13 protein-coding genes are annotated in these 14,718 nt (G+C 55.3%); 8 read left to right on the plus strand and 5 right to left on the minus strand.

The features are described 5' to 3' along the window. From VPK24_RS00740 to VPK24_RS00755, 4 genes are all read left to right on the plus strand, one after another. On the plus strand, positions 1-2,996 hold a 2,996-nt coding region (locus VPK24_RS00740; RefSeq protein WP_393009821.1), incomplete at its 5' end, for a CHAT domain-containing tetratricopeptide repeat protein. A gap of 53 nt (positions 2,997-3,049) precedes the next feature. Continuing rightward, positions 3,050-3,682 carry a hypothetical protein gene (locus VPK24_RS00745; protein WP_393009823.1) on the plus strand — a complete coding sequence of 211 codons (633 nt, stop codon included), beginning with the start codon at positions 3,050-3,052 and terminating at the stop codon, positions 3,680-3,682. A 43-nt stretch (positions 3,683-3,725) separates the two neighbouring features. After that, complete coding sequence (locus tag VPK24_RS00750; protein WP_393009825.1) at positions 3,726-4,166, plus strand: hypothetical protein; 441 nt, start codon at positions 3,726-3,728, stop codon at positions 4,164-4,166. Next, positions 4,163-5,092 carry a hypothetical protein gene (locus VPK24_RS00755; protein ID WP_393009827.1) on the plus strand — a complete coding sequence of 310 codons (930 nt, stop codon included), beginning with the start codon at positions 4,163-4,165 and terminating at the stop codon, positions 5,090-5,092. The genes VPK24_RS00750 and VPK24_RS00755 overlap by 4 nt, the downstream gene beginning before the upstream one ends. A gap of 205 nt (positions 5,093-5,297) precedes the next feature. Here VPK24_RS00755 and VPK24_RS00760 read toward each other — a convergent pair whose 3' ends face one another. Beyond that, on the minus strand, positions 5,298-5,978 hold the full coding sequence (locus tag VPK24_RS00760; RefSeq protein WP_393009829.1) for a TapB family protein: 681 nt from the start codon (positions 5,976-5,978) through the stop codon (positions 5,298-5,300). Positions 5,979-6,415: 437 nt separating this feature from the next. Further along, complete coding sequence (gene glmM / locus VPK24_RS00765) at positions 6,416-7,912, minus strand: phosphoglucosamine mutase (RefSeq protein WP_393009831.1); 1,497 nt, start codon at positions 7,910-7,912, stop codon at positions 6,416-6,418. 290 nt (positions 7,913-8,202) lie between these two features. On the opposite strand from glmM, the gene VPK24_RS00770 reads away from it, so the two are divergent. The 4 genes from VPK24_RS00770 to VPK24_RS00785 all read left to right on the plus strand — a co-directional run bounded on the left by VPK24_RS00770 (position 8,203) and on the right by VPK24_RS00785 (position 11,850). Then, positions 8,203-8,661, plus strand: a complete 459-nt coding sequence (locus VPK24_RS00770) for a DUF29 domain-containing protein (protein ID WP_393009833.1) — start codon at positions 8,203-8,205, stop codon at positions 8,659-8,661. Further along, a complete protein-coding gene (locus VPK24_RS00775; RefSeq protein ID WP_393009835.1) occupies positions 8,658-11,108 on the plus strand; it encodes a tetratricopeptide repeat protein in 2,451 nt (816 codons plus the stop codon). The genes VPK24_RS00770 and VPK24_RS00775 overlap by 4 nt, the downstream gene beginning before the upstream one ends. A 179-nt stretch (positions 11,109-11,287) precedes the next feature. Then, a complete protein-coding gene (locus VPK24_RS00780; RefSeq protein ID WP_190528785.1) occupies positions 11,288-11,647 on the plus strand; it encodes a PBECR2 nuclease fold domain-containing protein in 360 nt (119 codons plus the stop codon). Then, the gene (locus VPK24_RS00785; protein ID WP_190354410.1) at positions 11,626-11,850 is read left to right on the plus strand and encodes a DUF2283 domain-containing protein; all 225 of its coding nucleotides are present in this window, start codon (positions 11,626-11,628) and stop codon (positions 11,848-11,850) included. Before VPK24_RS00780 ends, VPK24_RS00785 begins: the two co-directional genes overlap by 22 nt. A gap of 170 nt (positions 11,851-12,020) precedes the next feature. On the opposite strand, the gene VPK24_RS00790 is transcribed toward VPK24_RS00785, so the two are convergent. The 3 genes from VPK24_RS00790 to VPK24_RS00800 all read right to left on the minus strand — a co-directional run bounded on the left by VPK24_RS00790 (position 12,021) and on the right by VPK24_RS00800 (position 14,644). Beyond that, positions 12,021-12,413 (minus strand): hypothetical protein, encoded by a 393-nt coding sequence (locus VPK24_RS00790; protein WP_393009837.1) that lies wholly within the window; start codon positions 12,411-12,413, stop codon positions 12,021-12,023. Between the two features lie 8 nt (positions 12,414-12,421). Beyond that, positions 12,422-12,919, minus strand: coding sequence for a Panacea domain-containing protein (locus VPK24_RS00795; protein ID WP_393009839.1), 498 nt, complete (start codon positions 12,917-12,919; stop codon positions 12,422-12,424). Positions 12,920-13,054: 135 nt separating this feature from the next. Then, positions 13,055-14,644, minus strand: coding sequence for a glycoside hydrolase family 57 protein (locus VPK24_RS00800; protein ID WP_393009841.1), 1,590 nt, complete (start codon positions 14,642-14,644; stop codon positions 13,055-13,057). Positions 14,645-14,718 lie beyond the last annotated feature (74 nt).

Genomic DNA, 14,718 nt, shown 5'->3' on the forward strand with positions numbered 1-14,718 from the left:
ATTGGGCAGCGACTCAAAACAACCTGGGACTGGCCTACAACGATCGCATCCGAGGGGAGCGGGCAGACAATCTGGAGCGGGCAATCACCGCCTACGAACGGGCGCTGGAAGTCAGAACCCGCGATGCGTTTCCTGAACAATGGGCAATGACCCAAAACAACTTGGCAACTGCTTACGGCTCTCGTATCCGAGGGGAGCGGGCGGACAACCTGGAGCAGGCGATCGCTGCCTCCGGATGGGCACTGGAAGTCTATACTCGCGATGCCTTTCCTGAACAATGGGCAACGACCCAAAACAACCTGGCAATTGTTTACAGCAATCGCATCCGGGGGGAGCGGGCGGACAATCTGGAGCGGGCAATCACCGCCTACGAACGGGCGCTGGAAGTCAGAACCCGCGATGCGTTTCCTGAACAATGGGCAATGACCCAAAACAACTTGGCAACTGCTTACGGCTCTCGTATCCGAGGGGAGCGGGCGGACAACCTGGAACTAGCGATCGCCGCCTACGAACGAGCGCTGGAAGTCAGAACCCGCGATGCCTTTCCTGAAAATTGGGCAGCAACCCAAAACAACTTGGCAACTGCTTACCGCGATCGCATCCGAGGGGAGCGGTCGGACAACCTGGAGCGGGCAATCACCGCCTACGAACGGGCGCTGGAAGTCAGAACCCGCGATGCTTTTCCTGAAGATTGGGCAGCGACCCAAAACAACCTGGGAAATGCTTACCGTGATCGCATCCGAGGGGAGCGGGCGGACAACCTGGAGCTAGCAATCGCCGCCTACGAACGGGCACTGGAAGTCTATACCCGCGATGCCTTTCCTCAAGATTGGGCAACGACCCAAAACAACCTGGGAAATGCTTACCGCGATCGCATCCGAGGGGAGCGGTCGGACAACCTGGAGCTAGCGATCTCCTCCTACGAACGGGCGCTGGAAGTCTATACCCGCGATGCCTTTCCTCAAGATTGGGCAACGACCCAAAACAACCTGGGAAATGCTTACCGCGATCGCATCCGAGGGGAGCGTGCTGACAACCTGGAGCTAGCGATCGCCGCCTACGAACGGGCACTGGAAGTCTTGACCCGCGATGCCTTTCCTCAAGATTGGGCAACGACCCAAAACAACCTGGGAAATGCTTACAGCAATCGCATCCGAGGGGAGCGCGCCGACAACCTGGAACTAGCGATCTCCGCCTACGAACGGGCACTGGAAGTCAGAACCCGCGAGGCATTTCCTCAAGATTGGGCTATGACCCAAAACAACCTGGCAACTGCTTACCGAGATCGCATCCGAGGGGAGCGTGCTGACAACCTGGAGCTAGCGATCGCCGCCTACGAACGGGCGCTGGAAGTCTATACCCGCGAGGCATTTCCTAAAGAATGTCGTTTGACTTCTCGATCGCTCGGTAATCTTCAAAGTGAGTTGCAAAACTGGGATGCTGCGATCTCAGCCTATGGGCAAGCCCTGGGTGCTGCGGAAGATCTATACCAAGCCTGCACCCTGCTCGACAGCCAAGCCGGTGAACTCAAAGCAACCGCCGACCTGCCCCGCCGTGCGGCCTATGCCTACGCCAAAGCCGGTCAACTCGCCAAGGCACTCGAAACGATCGAACGGGGCCGCGCCCGGGGCCTCAGCGAACGACTCCAACGCGATCGCGCTGACCTCGCACAACTCCAACAACAGCGCCCCGACCTATTCGATCGCTATCGCGACATCACCAACCAACTGCAAAACCTGGAAAGCCTCCAACGCGAACAGCAAGTCCGCGATCGCCAAGCCATCACCCCCGAACAACACCGCAACGAAGCCCAAAGACTCCGCCAGGACTTGACCGAGGCGATCGCCCAAATTCGCCAAGTTCCCGGCTATGAAACCTTCCTGCAAGCACCCAGCCTCACCGAAATTCAACAAAACCTCAGCACCGAAGCACCCACCGTCTACCTGATTCCCACCCCCAACGGCAGCCTCGCCCTAATCGCCACTCCCCAGGCGATCGACCCCCTGTGGCTCGATGCGTTCCCCGAAGCCACCCTCACCGACTTGGTGCAAACCTGGCTCAACGCCTCCCAAAATCAACGCAACGACTTCCCCGGCTGGCTGGAGGCGATCGACCAGGGAACCCGCCAACTGTGGGACAACCTGATGGCTCCCCTAATCGATCGCCTCAAACAGCACAACCACACCCAAGCAATCCTGATTCCCACCGGCTTGCTCGGGTTGTTGCCCCTCCATGCCGCCTGGACACCCGACCCCAACCGCCCCACCGGCCGCCGCTATGCCCTCGATGAGCTGACCTTCACCTACACCCCCAACGCCCAATCCCTTGTGGCCGCCCGCGCGATCGCCCAGCGATTCCCCGACAGCCACCTCGATTCAATCCTGGCGATCGACAATCCCCGCCAAGATCTCCCCAGCTCCGAACGGGAAGTCCTGGCCGCCGTCAAAACCTTCCCCCGCCCCACCGTCCTACGGCACGAAAAAGCCACTACCGCCACCGTCGCTGCCAACCTGGGTCAACAGGCGATCGTCCATTTCTCCTGCCACGGAACCGCCAACTTCAACGAACCCCTCAACAGCGGACTGCTGATGAACGATGACCTGCTGACCCTGCGCGAGCTGTTTAACCTCAAGCTCACCGAAGGCGATAAACACGGCATCCGGCTAGCCGTCCTTTCCGCCTGCGAAACAGGCCTCCCCGGCCTGGACTTAGCCGACGAGGCGATCGGCTTGCCCGTCGGATTGTTGCAAGCAGGCGTGGCCGGGGCGATCGCCTCCCTCTGGGCCGTGAGCGACCTCAGCACCGCGATCTTGCTCACCAAGTTCTACGACCTCTGGCGCAACCACCACCTCACTCCACCCGACGCTCTCCACCAAGCCCAACAATGGTTCCGCGACACCAAACGCAGCGCCATCTCTCAAGAAACAGGCCTAACCCCCGCAGGAAACAAAGACCATCCTTACCATTGGGCAGGCTTCAGCTACACCGGCTTATAATTTGAAGCATCACCCAGACCATCATTTGAGAGTCTTTTGCGTGGTTAATTCAGATGATTCGCTCAATTCATCTACCAGAAAGCTGTGCATTCTCCGATTACTTTAAACTCAACGCCTATCCTGAAGAAATTCTGAATTACTTCGGATATCAGTTTGAGAAAAGAGAACTGGAATTGCCGACAAGTAATCAAATTAATCTAGATCCAGAGTCAATCAAGAATCACATCAAGAAAACATTGCCACTGATTTCAACCGACAATGAAATAGCCCGGCGTGAGTTCTTGATTTCTCCGATCTTGCTGGAATTAGCCATCAGCACCCACAGCCAAATTCGAGTCAATTACACTGTGGATGTTAGCCCACAGCTTCGTGGCTCAATTGACTATCTCTTGCAGTCAACAGATCAACTACTGGTGGTTGAAGCTAAGGATGAGAATCTTGAGCGAGGATTTAAGCAACTGGCTGTTGAACTCATCGCAATTCATGAAGAAACTCAGCGGGAAAGTAGAACCGCCAACAACTTCAGCAATGAGCTATGGGGAGCCGTTTCCATAGGGCGAGTCTGGCAGTTTTCTGTTTTGAATGCCCAGCAGAAAACAGTGACGCAAGATCTGAATATGTATCGTGTTCCTAATGATTTGGATGAGCTACTGCGGGCTTTAGTCGGAATTCTGGTGAAATCCTGACACTCCCAATATCAGTCAATATTTTTCTCAAGCAACTTTAGTCATGAGCTACGACCAGCTTTTAATTCGACACCTGCGAGCCAATCTCAATGATTTTTGTCAAACATGCGCGGTCTCAGATTCTGAGTCGGCAGATATTCATCGGAAATTATCGGAAACTCTGGAATCACTCCCAGCCAATCTAGCTACTGCCGATCAATTACAACTTTTGCAAGCTAGTGAGGCGATCGAGGAAATTCTAGAAGCCCAAGCAACTACAAAAACTTGGCTCAAGCAATTTCAAGTTCAATCAGATCAAGTTGACCCAAGAAGCTATGACGGACTAGCAGGCGATCGAATGAGCATTGCCTTCTACGAATATTTCTGCAAGAAATGCGGCCACAGCATTGCAGAGGAAGATGTTGATGCAGACTTGCTGGGACAACAGCTCACCTGCCCCCATGATCAAGAGAAACTCACTCTTCGTTTACAGAAGCAGCCATGATTGCCAAGGTTCTCGAAGGAGCAGGCGGTAAAGTTGCCGAAGAATGGCTGCCTAGATTGCTCACTTCTTCAATTATCTTTTGGGCAGGTGGCTTGGCTGCTGCCATTTTCCGCTTTGGCTGGCGGTCTGTACTGGATGCCCTGAATGGCCAATCGGAAGCGATTCAAATTGCTTTTTTAATTGTTGTGTTAGCCGGTGCGATTGCATCTTCGATGGTAGTCGAACGGTTTCAGCTCGCCGCGTTGCGTGGACTAGAAGGCTATTGGCCTTCAGTGTTTAGGCATCAACGGAGACAGTTGGTTGCCAAGCAGATAGCAAGTCGCAAGAAAATCTATCAGCAGTGGAGCAAGGTTGCCAAGGCCTACAAGCAGCAACCCAATTCAGAATTACACAGCCAGTATATTCAGCTTCAAGATCGCTTAGAAGAGTTTCCTAAAAGCGATTTGATGCCGACCCGATTTGGGAATATTTTGCGGGCGGCGGAGTTGCGATCGCTCGATAAATATGGGTTGGATGCGGTGATTTGTTGGCCGCGATTGTGGCTGTTGCTGCCCGAGTCAGCCAAAGCAGATTTACAGGCCGCGCGGGCCGAGCTGAATGCCATGGCTCGGTTGTGGATTTGGAGCTGGTTATTTTTTATTTGGGCGTTTTGGGCTTGGTGGGCAGCACTAATCGCCCTGTTCTCAATTTGCTTTGCCTATCACTGGGCGATCGCAGCGGCCAAAACCTATGGCGACTTGATCGAAGCGAGTTTTGATCTTTATCGTGGTTTGCTCTACGAGGCTTTGCGATTACCCTTTCCGAAGCAAGCAGACCAAGAACCGGCCGCCGGACGGATGTTAACTCAATATCTTTGGCGTGGTACTTTGCCAGAGTCCTATAAATTTATTGCAACTTCAGAAATTTCCCCAGTAATTGATCAATAGAAATTCGCACATGAAAACTAATTTCATGGCTTTGCTATCTCAGTCGATCGAGCATAGTTGTCTCCCGGATCCCGATCGCAACAAAGGTAGGCAAAAAGCTGGGGCACGATCGCAGACCCGTAATAATTGACGGCGAGGGGGATAATGACCATTCAATCCCCCGATCGCCCCGTATTGCGGCTTCCAAATCTGTCATCGGGCAAGGCTAGGAAGCCTTGGGAAATTCGTATCGCTTCAATTCCGTGGTGGTTTGCAGCGCATTGCTGGCATCCCAAATTTGCCACTTCACTGGCCCAACACGATCGGCATACCACATCACCTTGCGGAATGCTGTTCCCGCTTTTTCTCCCGTAATTTCCACCCGAATTGTATTAAATTTGCCCGCTGGAACCGTGACTTCTTCCGCCGCCGCTGCCTTGTAGGACTCGGAGGCGTTCGCGGTGGCTGCACCCACCTGCTGACCAGTCCAAGACCATTGATCGCCCACCTTCGGTGGATTTTTCAAAATGGGCTTGATTGGATCATTAACCGTTTCGTTGGTCATGCCATTACGAGCCAACACAAACTTAATTTCCTTGACCCAACCTTCTCCCTTGAGATAGAGCAAATTAGACGGCCCAAATCCTAAATCTTGCTCAGTGGTGTAGCGCATTTGCGAGCCGTCGCGATCGGCCCCAATTACCTTGATTAGCAAGTTGCCTGTTGTGCCCTGTGCTGCGTGGGTCGTGGTATATTCCCAACGACCATTCAAGGGAAAGGGGTAATAGTCGGGTGGAGGTGGCGCGGCCCACAGTCCCGTTGCCGTCAGCAGTGCGATCGCCAGTCCCAACATAAACCCAACAACCCAACGGCCGCCCACGAACTCCCCTAGCCGCTGCCAATTCATAGAGCTAGCTTGGCGCTGGGTTTGATGCGGTCTCTGTTGTGCAATCTTGAGCTGGAAAAATATCATTTCAAATCCAGAACAACTACTCCCATTAAGATAGGCATTACCTGCCCGATTGCACAGGAAATATGTTGATCTGTTAAGCGCTAACCCAATCAATAAAAATGAGGAGATTTTTTGTAATCTTTGATGATTTTGATTTTGGAATTTTAAGTTTTCGACTTTAAAAATTTAAGTATTAATGAGACTTTGGTTGCTGAATTTTGGGTTGAATTTTGTTGAATCAAGGGTTTTCAGGATTGAATCAACTGGACTAAATTGGAGGATGCTGGGCAGATCGGCGGCTTCAAGGTTGATGCAACAACCCGCCCCAAAAACCAACAGGAAATGGGTGGGTCGATCGCCCGGATTAACCCACCCGATCGAGCGTTGGAAACCTAGCTCAAGTGCGATCGCACCACGGCGGCCAGGCGATCGGCCCAATGGCGCACCAAATCCGCCTCGGCCGCTTCCACCATCACGCGAATCACCGGCTCCGTGCCCGAAGCCCGCACCAAAATCCGGCCCGCATCGCCCATTTGGGTTTCGGCCTGAGCGATCGCCTCGGCCACGGGGGCGCAATCTTGCCAGCCCAACCGGCGCGCGCGATCCTCAACTCGCACATTTTCCAGCAGTTGTGGATATTTCTGGAAGCTGTCATCCACCCAGACGGCGAGCGATCGCCCGGACTGCTTCACCAGGGCCGCCAGGTGCAGCGCCACCAACGTGCCATCGCCGCTGACGGCGTAGTGACGGCAAAGGATGTGACCCGACTGCTCACCGCCCAGCATGTAGCCGCGATCGAGCATTGCCTTTTGTACGTATTGATCGCCCACGGCCGTGCGGATCAGATTGCCGCCCTGCTTTTGCCAAGCCCGCTCAAAGCCCAGGTTCGCCATCACCGTCGAAACGATCGTTGCTTCCGGCAGCTTGTCGCTCGATCGCAGGGTTTGCCCCCAGAAATAAAGGATGTAGTCGCCATCGACCACGCGCCCTTTACCATCGACCGCCAACACCCGATCAGCATCCCCATCAAAGGCAAAGCCCAGATCCGCTTGATGCTCAATCACCGCTGCTTTCAGGGACTCTAAGTGAGTTGAGCCGCAATTCACATTAATCCGATCGCCGTCCGGTTCCCCGTGCAGGACAATCACCGTTGCGCCCAACTCCTCAAACACTGCCGGGGCCACCTTGGCGCTGGCTCCCCAAGCCGTATCCAACACCACCTTCAAACCCGCCAACGGGCGATCGCCCCAGCCCTCTTGCTCCAGGGTTTGTTCCAGGGACACCGCATAGCCGCGCACCAGCTCGGGCCGGAAATAGCCCCGGCCGCAACCGGTCACGGGTTCCAAACCGGGCAACACGTGGTGACGCAAGGCCGATTCAATTTGTTGTTGGGCTTCCTTGGCCAGCTTGTGCCCATCGGGGCCGAAGAACTTCAAGCCGTTGTCGCCGGGCGGGTTGTGGCTGGCGGAAATCATCGCGCCCCCGATCGCCCCGGTCGCTTCCACCAAATAGGCCACGCAGGGAGTTGGGCAGAGGCCCACATTCCACACCTCCAACCCCGCCGCCGTCAGCCCCGCCGTCAGGGCCGCCGCCAGCATTTCGCTGGAGTTGCGGGAATCTTGGCCCACGACGATCGCCCCTTTGCCCGATCGGGCCGCAAACACACGCCCGGCCCAATAGCCCACATGCAGCGCCAAGCTCGCGGTCAACACCTCGCCCACGCGCCCGCGAATCCCGTCGGTTCCAAACAGGGGCACGCTCTCGGGAATTTCCAGGGGCGACAACCCATGCAGATTCAGATTCAAGCTTGGTTGCTCCAAATCCTGGGGTTTTTGGTTCAACCCAAGTTCGCCCGATTCGCGACCCAACCGAACAGGAGACGTAACCATAATTGCGCTCACTCCACACCAAGGGTTTGTGTTGCTTTCCACACCAAATCGATCTCGCGTCCGCACGATCGACATAGTTCGCAACTCGCCTGAAGGATAGCACGGGCCGATCGAGCGGTTGGATCGCCCCCGATACCATGGCGCTGTTTGGGGGAGTGAGTAAACTTAAGGCAGATGTGAGGCGCGATCGCCCCGGTTTGCCCCAAGCCCGGAGGATTCGATCGCATCCAATCAAAAGCGCATTGGAGTAGGCAGGACGTAGAACTTTTAAATCAGCGAGGGCGGTGGACATGGGCGATCGAGCCATTACCTACGACAGCGACTTCTATGGTTGGGTGCAGCAACAAACGGCGCTGATTCGTCAGGGCCAGTGGAGCGAACTGGACGCGCACAACTTATTGGAGGAGTTGGAAAGCTTGGGGCGATCGGAAAAGCGGGCGTTGATTAGCCAAATTGCGCGGCTCTGTGCCCATTTGCTGAAGTGGCGCTATCAACCGGCCAAGCGCAGTCGATCGTGGGTGTTGAGCATTCGCAGCGCCCGCCAGGAAATTGCGGCGATTTTGCGCGATAACCCCAGTTTGCGAGCCAAGCTGCCGGAAGTATTTGCGGATGGCTACGATCGCGGTCGGTTGATGGCCCTTGAAGAAACGGGCCTGGCCGATCGCGATATTCCCGAGGTTGCGCCCTTTGACTGGCCAACGGCGATCGAACAGGCGATCGATTTTCCTGACAATTCCCCTAACCCATGAGTGATTCCCAACAGCCGATCGAGAACTGGCAAGGGCTGAATTTCAAAGGCAGCCAAAACGACATTCACGATAACCAGTTCGTGAAGCAGCAGGGCATTATTGCCAACGATCAAGCCACGATCAAGATCGGCAAGGTTGAACAGACGATGGGCGATCGCATCGAGCAGAACCACAGTGGTTCGGGCGATAACGTTGCGCGTGATAAGCACGTCCATAACCATATCCACCAGTCATCCCCACTACCGAAACGAACTGGGGATGGGCCGCCAAATAATTTGCCGGGCGCACGCAAGCTATTTTTTGGACGCGATGAAGTGCTGGAGGAATTGCACCAGCGTCTGCAAACGGGCAATCACCAAGTCGCGATCGCCAGTGTGGATGGTATGGGCGGCGTGGGCAAAACCGAACTTGCATTGCAATACGCTTATTGGCAGTTGCACGAAACCTATCGCGGTGGAGCGGTGTGGCTAGCCGGAGAACGGGCGGGGGTTGAGCTGCTGGACTTCGCCCGACCATTTTTCCCGAATCAAAACCTATCGGATTGGGGGGATTTGCCGAAGCAGTTGCGCTATTGCTTTGACCATTGGCCAGCAAAGGAAATGCCACCGGAGTCGGTGTTGTTGATTTTTGATGATGTGACGGACTATCGCACTCAAGTTCACGCAATTTTGCCGCCTGATTCGCGGTTTCGGGTGTTGATCACGACGCGGGCGAAGTTTCAGGGGGTTGAGCGGCTGGAATTGGAGGTTTTGACCCCCGAGGCGGCGCTCCAGTTGCTCACAAGCATTGTCGGAACGGAGCGGATCGCGGCGGAACCTGAGACGGCAGCGGCGCTGTGCAAATGGCTGGGCTATTTGCCGTTGGGGATTGAGTTGGTGGGCTACTACCTGAAGCGCAAGGCGGATCTGTCGCTAGCCACCATGCAGGAGCGGCTGGAGGCAAAACGGTTACAGGCCCCGGCGATCGCCCCCAAAGACCGAGATTTTCCCGAGGGGATGACGGCGCGGCGCGGGGTGGCAGCGGCCTTTGAGTTGAGTTGGCAAGCGTTGGACTCGGAGGCGCAACGGCTGGCGGTGTTGTTGGGTTGTTTTGGGCCGGCTCCGGTGTTGTGGGGCTGGGTGCTGGGTTGTTTGCCCAACGACGACGAGGAGGATCTTGAAGAGGCGCGGGATCAGTTGGTGAAGCTGAGTTTGGTGAAAGCTGAGGACGGGCAATATGATTTGCATCCGCTGATTCGGGAGTTTTTTGCAGCCAAACGGGTGGACTGGCCTGAGGGCGGGGCGCTGCAACAAGCGTTTTTGGGGCAAATGGTGAGCGTGGCGAAAACGGTTCTGCAAACGGTGACGCTGGCCGACTTGGCACGCACCCGCCCCACCTGGTCTCACTTGGAAGCAGCAGCGGCAGCCAGTGGCGAGATTAATGATGACGATTGCGGTTGGCCCTTCACAGCACTGGCGCGGCTGGCTGAGGGGCAAGGTCTCTGGGCTGAGGCTGAACAGCACTGGAGCGATCGCTTGAGCACCACCGAACGCCGCTTCGGCCCCGTCCATCCCGCCACCGCCACCAGCCTCAACAACTTGGCACTACTCTACGAATCCCAGGGACGGTACGAGGCAACAGAACCCCTCTACCGGCGATCTCTGGAAATCCGTGAGCGAGTGCTGGGAGCCGACCATCCCGACACCGCCACCAGCCTCAACAACTTGGCACTACTCTACGAATCCCAGGGACGGTACGAGGCAGCAGAACCCCTCTACCGGCGATCTCTGGAAATCCGTGAGCGAGTGCTGGGAGCCGACCATCCCGACACCGCCACCAGCCTCAACAACTTGGCATACCTCTACAAATCCCAGGGACGGTACGAGGAAGCGGAACCCCTCTACCGGCGATCTCTGGAAATTCGTGAGCAAGTGCTTGGAGCCGACCATCCCGACACTGCCTCCAGCCTCAACAACTTGGCAGGACTCTACCAATCTCAGGGACGGTACGAGGAAGCGGAACCCCTCTATCAGCGATCTCTGGAAATCTGTGAGCGAGTGCTGGGAGCCGACCATCCCGACACCGCCGCCAGCCTCAACAATTTGGCAGGACTCTATCAATCCCAGGGACAGTATGAGGCAGCGGAACCCCTCTACCGGCGATCTCTGGAAATCAGTGAGCGAGTGCTAGGGGCTGAACATCCCGACACCGCCACCAGCCTCAACAACTTGGCAGTGCTGCACTATTACCAAAATCGTTGGGGTGAAGCCGAGCGGCTGTTGGTGCGTGCTTTGGAGATTCGGGTGCAGAAGTTGGGTGAAGCCCATCCCCGCACCCAAACCAGCCTCCAAAGTTTGTACGGTCTGGTGCAAGTCGCCCTCCAGCAGGGTCGCGCCGCCGAACTCTCCGACCACCCCCTCACCCAATCCATCCTGCAAGAACTCACCACCCCACCCGAAACCCCGTAGGGTGCGTAGGGCAACGGTTTGCAGGTTTCCGAGATGGGATTTGTGCCCTACGCACCGCCACCATTGATGCTAGCCAACCGACTCGTGATCCCGAGGGGTGATCACGCCGCCGACCTCTCCGACCACCCCCTCACCCCAGCTATTTTGCAAGAATTACAGAATCCCTCAACCATTCATCCATGACCAGCAACGGCCAAACCAACATTCCACCACTCGCCCAAACCCAATCCATCAGCGGCACACCCATTCGCATCACCCACCAGCAATGGGCCCACATCACCGAAAACCACGACTACATGGCCGGTTGCCTCGATATGGTCATTGAAACCGTCAGCGATCCTGACCTGATCGCCAATGGCTGGACAGACGAAAAAGTCGCCCTTCGGCACTACCCCAAAACCCCAATCACCGAGAAAAATGCCGTCGTTGTCTACAAAGAAACCAGCCCCGAAGATGGCTTCGTGATCACCGCATTCTTGACCTCAAAACCCCACAAAATCACCCAACGAGGTATCCAATGGCAACGCCCGCAATCCTAAACGCCATTCCCCACCTGCTCCAGGCTCCCTCCAACCAAATTTGGAGTAGCTATGACCCGATCGCCGATGTTCTCTATCTCAGCTTTCGCAAACCCCAAAACGCCAACGACAGCACCCTCGAAGACAACATCATTTATCACTATCACAACGAAATCTTGGTTGGTCTAACCATCCTGAACGCCAGCCAGAACCAGACCGCATAACCCGATCGTCCCATTGCCGCCGACAACCGACTCGCGATCCCGAGGGGCGATCGACGGTGCGTGGGAGCCAAACCAGCCAAATCGTTACCCCGCAAGCGTTCTCCCGCTCACCCTACGCGATCGGTTCCGCGAGATCGCCCCTTGCTGCACAGGAGCAAAACTGCGCCAATCTACTGAATCGCTGAATCTTCTCGAAAATCATCCCATTCAAATTCCAGAGAATTCACCAAGATCTCATCGGACTCTGCTTGAATGGCTTCGTAATCTCGATGGGGTAAATCTTCCATTTCTCCCTTAAAGAAAGCCCTCAAAAAAACAACATGCCACACATCATCAATAATCATTGAGCGATAGATGAGCCGGTAGCCACCTCTTTTGCCACAGTTCAAGCCAGGAACCTGCAAGCGCATTTTTCGCAACCCATCCCAACCCGGAACAAGCAAGCCATAATCGGGATTGAGTGCCAACACTGCCTGTAGGGTCTGACAATAGCTCTCTAGCCTATGTTTTGATCGTTTAAGGCTTTTACGAGCTAAACGAGAACAATGAAAGCGAACATCCATAGACTGTTTTAGAGTCCTTCGCTATCTTCACCGAAGCCATAGAGCATGAGTTCTGGTGAAAGTTTCTCCAGTTTCTTGGCATAAAACCAAGCAGGCTCTTGATGGCTCAGTTCCGATAAAAAACTAGCGGACTTACCGCCATAGGTTCGACAAACTCGATCGATAATCTCTAATTCCTGGCTGGATAAAGTAGCATGATCCGCCAGATCAACAGTTTCTTCTACGTTGATTTGATTGATCCGATATTGACCTAACCGAGATTGGGTGAGGTGAATTTTATGCTCTCGCTGAAGTTGCTTCAGCGCCTTATCACCTCGGCTGGGGACTGGCCCATGCTCATATTTAATAAATTCAGAGTTCGTAATTGTTTGGCCAATTTCTCTGAGCGCCGTGACTTCAATAAAATAAATAATTTTCCAAAGTTTGGTGACACCCAACTGTTGTACATAGGGATTGCTACCAATGTACAAAATCAAAGCATTGAGTTTGGCTGAGTCCACAGACATAGCAAGGGAAAACAGTGCGGAGAAAGGTGATGGGTGATTCAAATCGCTTTGATGTTTCCATTGTAGCGAGCATCCCCAGCCCCCGCACCGAATCGTAATTGACGAGTGCCGTTGATTGAGTAATTACCTCTGAAATTACAACGGGCGATAGACGCGGTAATTGACGTTGGGGAAGATGTTGTCGATCGCCTCCACCTTTTGCAGCCAACCCGAATCCACCTTGCCCGCGCGGATATCGTCGTAGAGCTTCGTGAACCGCATCATGTGCGATCGCGTCCGGCGCACCGCGTAGGGAACCATCGTCCCCGTCCGCATAATGAACGCCCAGTCGGACGATTGGGCCAACAGCAACTCCCGCGCCGCTTGGTTCAGGGCCCGCCATTCCAGCTCATCGGCCGGCTCCAGTTTGGACAGTTCAATCATCCGTTCCGCGCCCTTATGCAGGTGCGGATAGATCCAAGCATTCGTATCGTTCAGCCAATATTCATGGAAGCCCTTATAGCCCCAGCTCGACTGGGACGGGCGACAGACCTGCTGGGTCGGTTGCTTTTGCAAGTAGTCCGACAGGTGGGTCATTTGGAAGGTCTTTTGGTCAAACCAAGCCTTCCGGAACAGGAAATCTAGGAACCAGGGGCCTTCGTACCACCAGTGCCCGAACAGCTCCGCATCGTAGGGCGACACGACGATCGGGGGGCGCTGCATCAAGCCATTCAGATAGGCCACCTGTTGGCCCCGGTTGAACATGAAGTTGGTGGCATGTTCCGCCGCCTTTTCCTTGGCCCAATAGGGATCGTAGAGCGCCTTATCGGACAGGCCCGCCGTGCGGCTGGTGATTTTGTGGTATTTGATCCCTACGTTCTTCCGCTGGCCGTTGGGCATGATGTAGGGCTTGATGTAGTCGTAGTCCGCTTCCCAGCCGATGTCTTTATAAAATTCGCGGTACTCGGCCGCGCCAGGGTAGCCCACTTCCGAAGACCAAACCTGTTGGGAGGATTCGTGGTCGCGCCCAAAGGCGGCCACCCCTGCTTCCGTGAAGATGGGGGCGTAGGTTCCGAAGCGAGGGCGGGGCCGCGCGTACAAAATCCCGTGGCCGTCGGTGAGGAAGTAGCGCAGGCCGGCATCGGCCACCATCCGTTCGAGGCCTTCGTAGTAGGCGCATTCGGGCAGCCAAATGCCCTTGGGAGCGCAGCCAAAGTTTTCTTCGTAGTGGTCAACGGCGACTTTCAGTTGGGCCCACACGGCTTGGGGATACATCTTCATCAGGGGCAAATAGCCGTGGGTTGCGCCGCAGGTGATGATGTCGATGTTGCCGGAGTCTTGGAATTTCTTGAAGGCGGTTACGAGGTCGCGATCGTACCGTTCCCAGAGTTCCCGTACTTCCTGGAATTCTTTGATGTAGTGCTCGGCCAGGTAGCGCAGGTGTCCGTTGAATTCGTTGTGGACGTATTCTTTTTCGACGAGTTCTTGCAACTGAGCGAGGTGCTGATCGTAGCGGTCTTGCAAGAGGGGGTCGCGGAGCATGGACACCAGGGGCGGGGTCATGCTCATGGTGATTTTGAAATCTACGCCATCGCGCTCGAGTCCTTCAAAGGCGCGTAACAGGGGGACGTAGGTTTCGGTGATGGCTTCGTAGAGCCACTCTTCCTCTAGAACGTAGTCGCTTTCGGGGTGCCGGACGAAGGGCAAGTGAGCGTGCAGGACGAGGGCGACATAGCCAAGGGTCATAGCAATTGTCCTAGAGCGCAATTAATAAGGCTGAGGCGATCGCTCGTGGGATCGCCCTGGCCGGATCGGCGTAA

Source organism: Limnothrix redekei LRLZ20PSL1, from assembly GCF_043235035.1.
GTDB lineage: Bacteria > Cyanobacteriota > Cyanobacteriia > CACIAM-69d > CACIAM-69d > CACIAM-69d.

Bases quoted from the DNA above. Each gene is read 5' to 3' on its own strand.
- VPK24_RS00775 (WP_393009835.1), top strand. From the start codon at position 8,658: ATGAGTGATTCCCAACAGCCGATCGAGAACTGGCAAGGGCTGAATTTC.
- glmM (WP_393009831.1), bottom strand. From the start codon at position 7,912: ATGGTTACGTCTCCTGTTCGGTTGGGTCGCGAATCGGGCGAACTTGGG.
- VPK24_RS00755 (WP_393009827.1), top strand. From the start codon at position 4,163: ATGATTGCCAAGGTTCTCGAAGGAGCAGGCGGTAAAGTTGCCGAAGAA.
- VPK24_RS00745 (WP_393009823.1), top strand. From the start codon at position 3,050: ATGATTCGCTCAATTCATCTACCAGAAAGCTGTGCATTCTCCGATTAC.
- VPK24_RS00790 (WP_393009837.1), bottom strand. From the start codon at position 12,413: ATGGATGTTCGCTTTCATTGTTCTCGTTTAGCTCGTAAAAGCCTTAAA.
- VPK24_RS00780 (WP_190528785.1), top strand. From the start codon at position 11,288: ATGACCAGCAACGGCCAAACCAACATTCCACCACTCGCCCAAACCCAA.
- VPK24_RS00800 (WP_393009841.1), bottom strand. From the start codon at position 14,644: ATGACCCTTGGCTATGTCGCCCTCGTCCTGCACGCTCACTTGCCCTTC.
- VPK24_RS00770 (WP_393009833.1), top strand. From the start codon at position 8,203: ATGGGCGATCGAGCCATTACCTACGACAGCGACTTCTATGGTTGGGTG.
- VPK24_RS00760 (WP_393009829.1), bottom strand. From the start codon at position 5,978: ATGAATTGGCAGCGGCTAGGGGAGTTCGTGGGCGGCCGTTGGGTTGTT.
- VPK24_RS00750 (WP_393009825.1), top strand. From the start codon at position 3,726: ATGAGCTACGACCAGCTTTTAATTCGACACCTGCGAGCCAATCTCAAT.
- VPK24_RS00785 (WP_190354410.1), top strand. From the start codon at position 11,626: ATGGCAACGCCCGCAATCCTAAACGCCATTCCCCACCTGCTCCAGGCT.
- VPK24_RS00795 (WP_393009839.1), bottom strand. From the start codon at position 12,919: ATGTCTGTGGACTCAGCCAAACTCAATGCTTTGATTTTGTACATTGGT.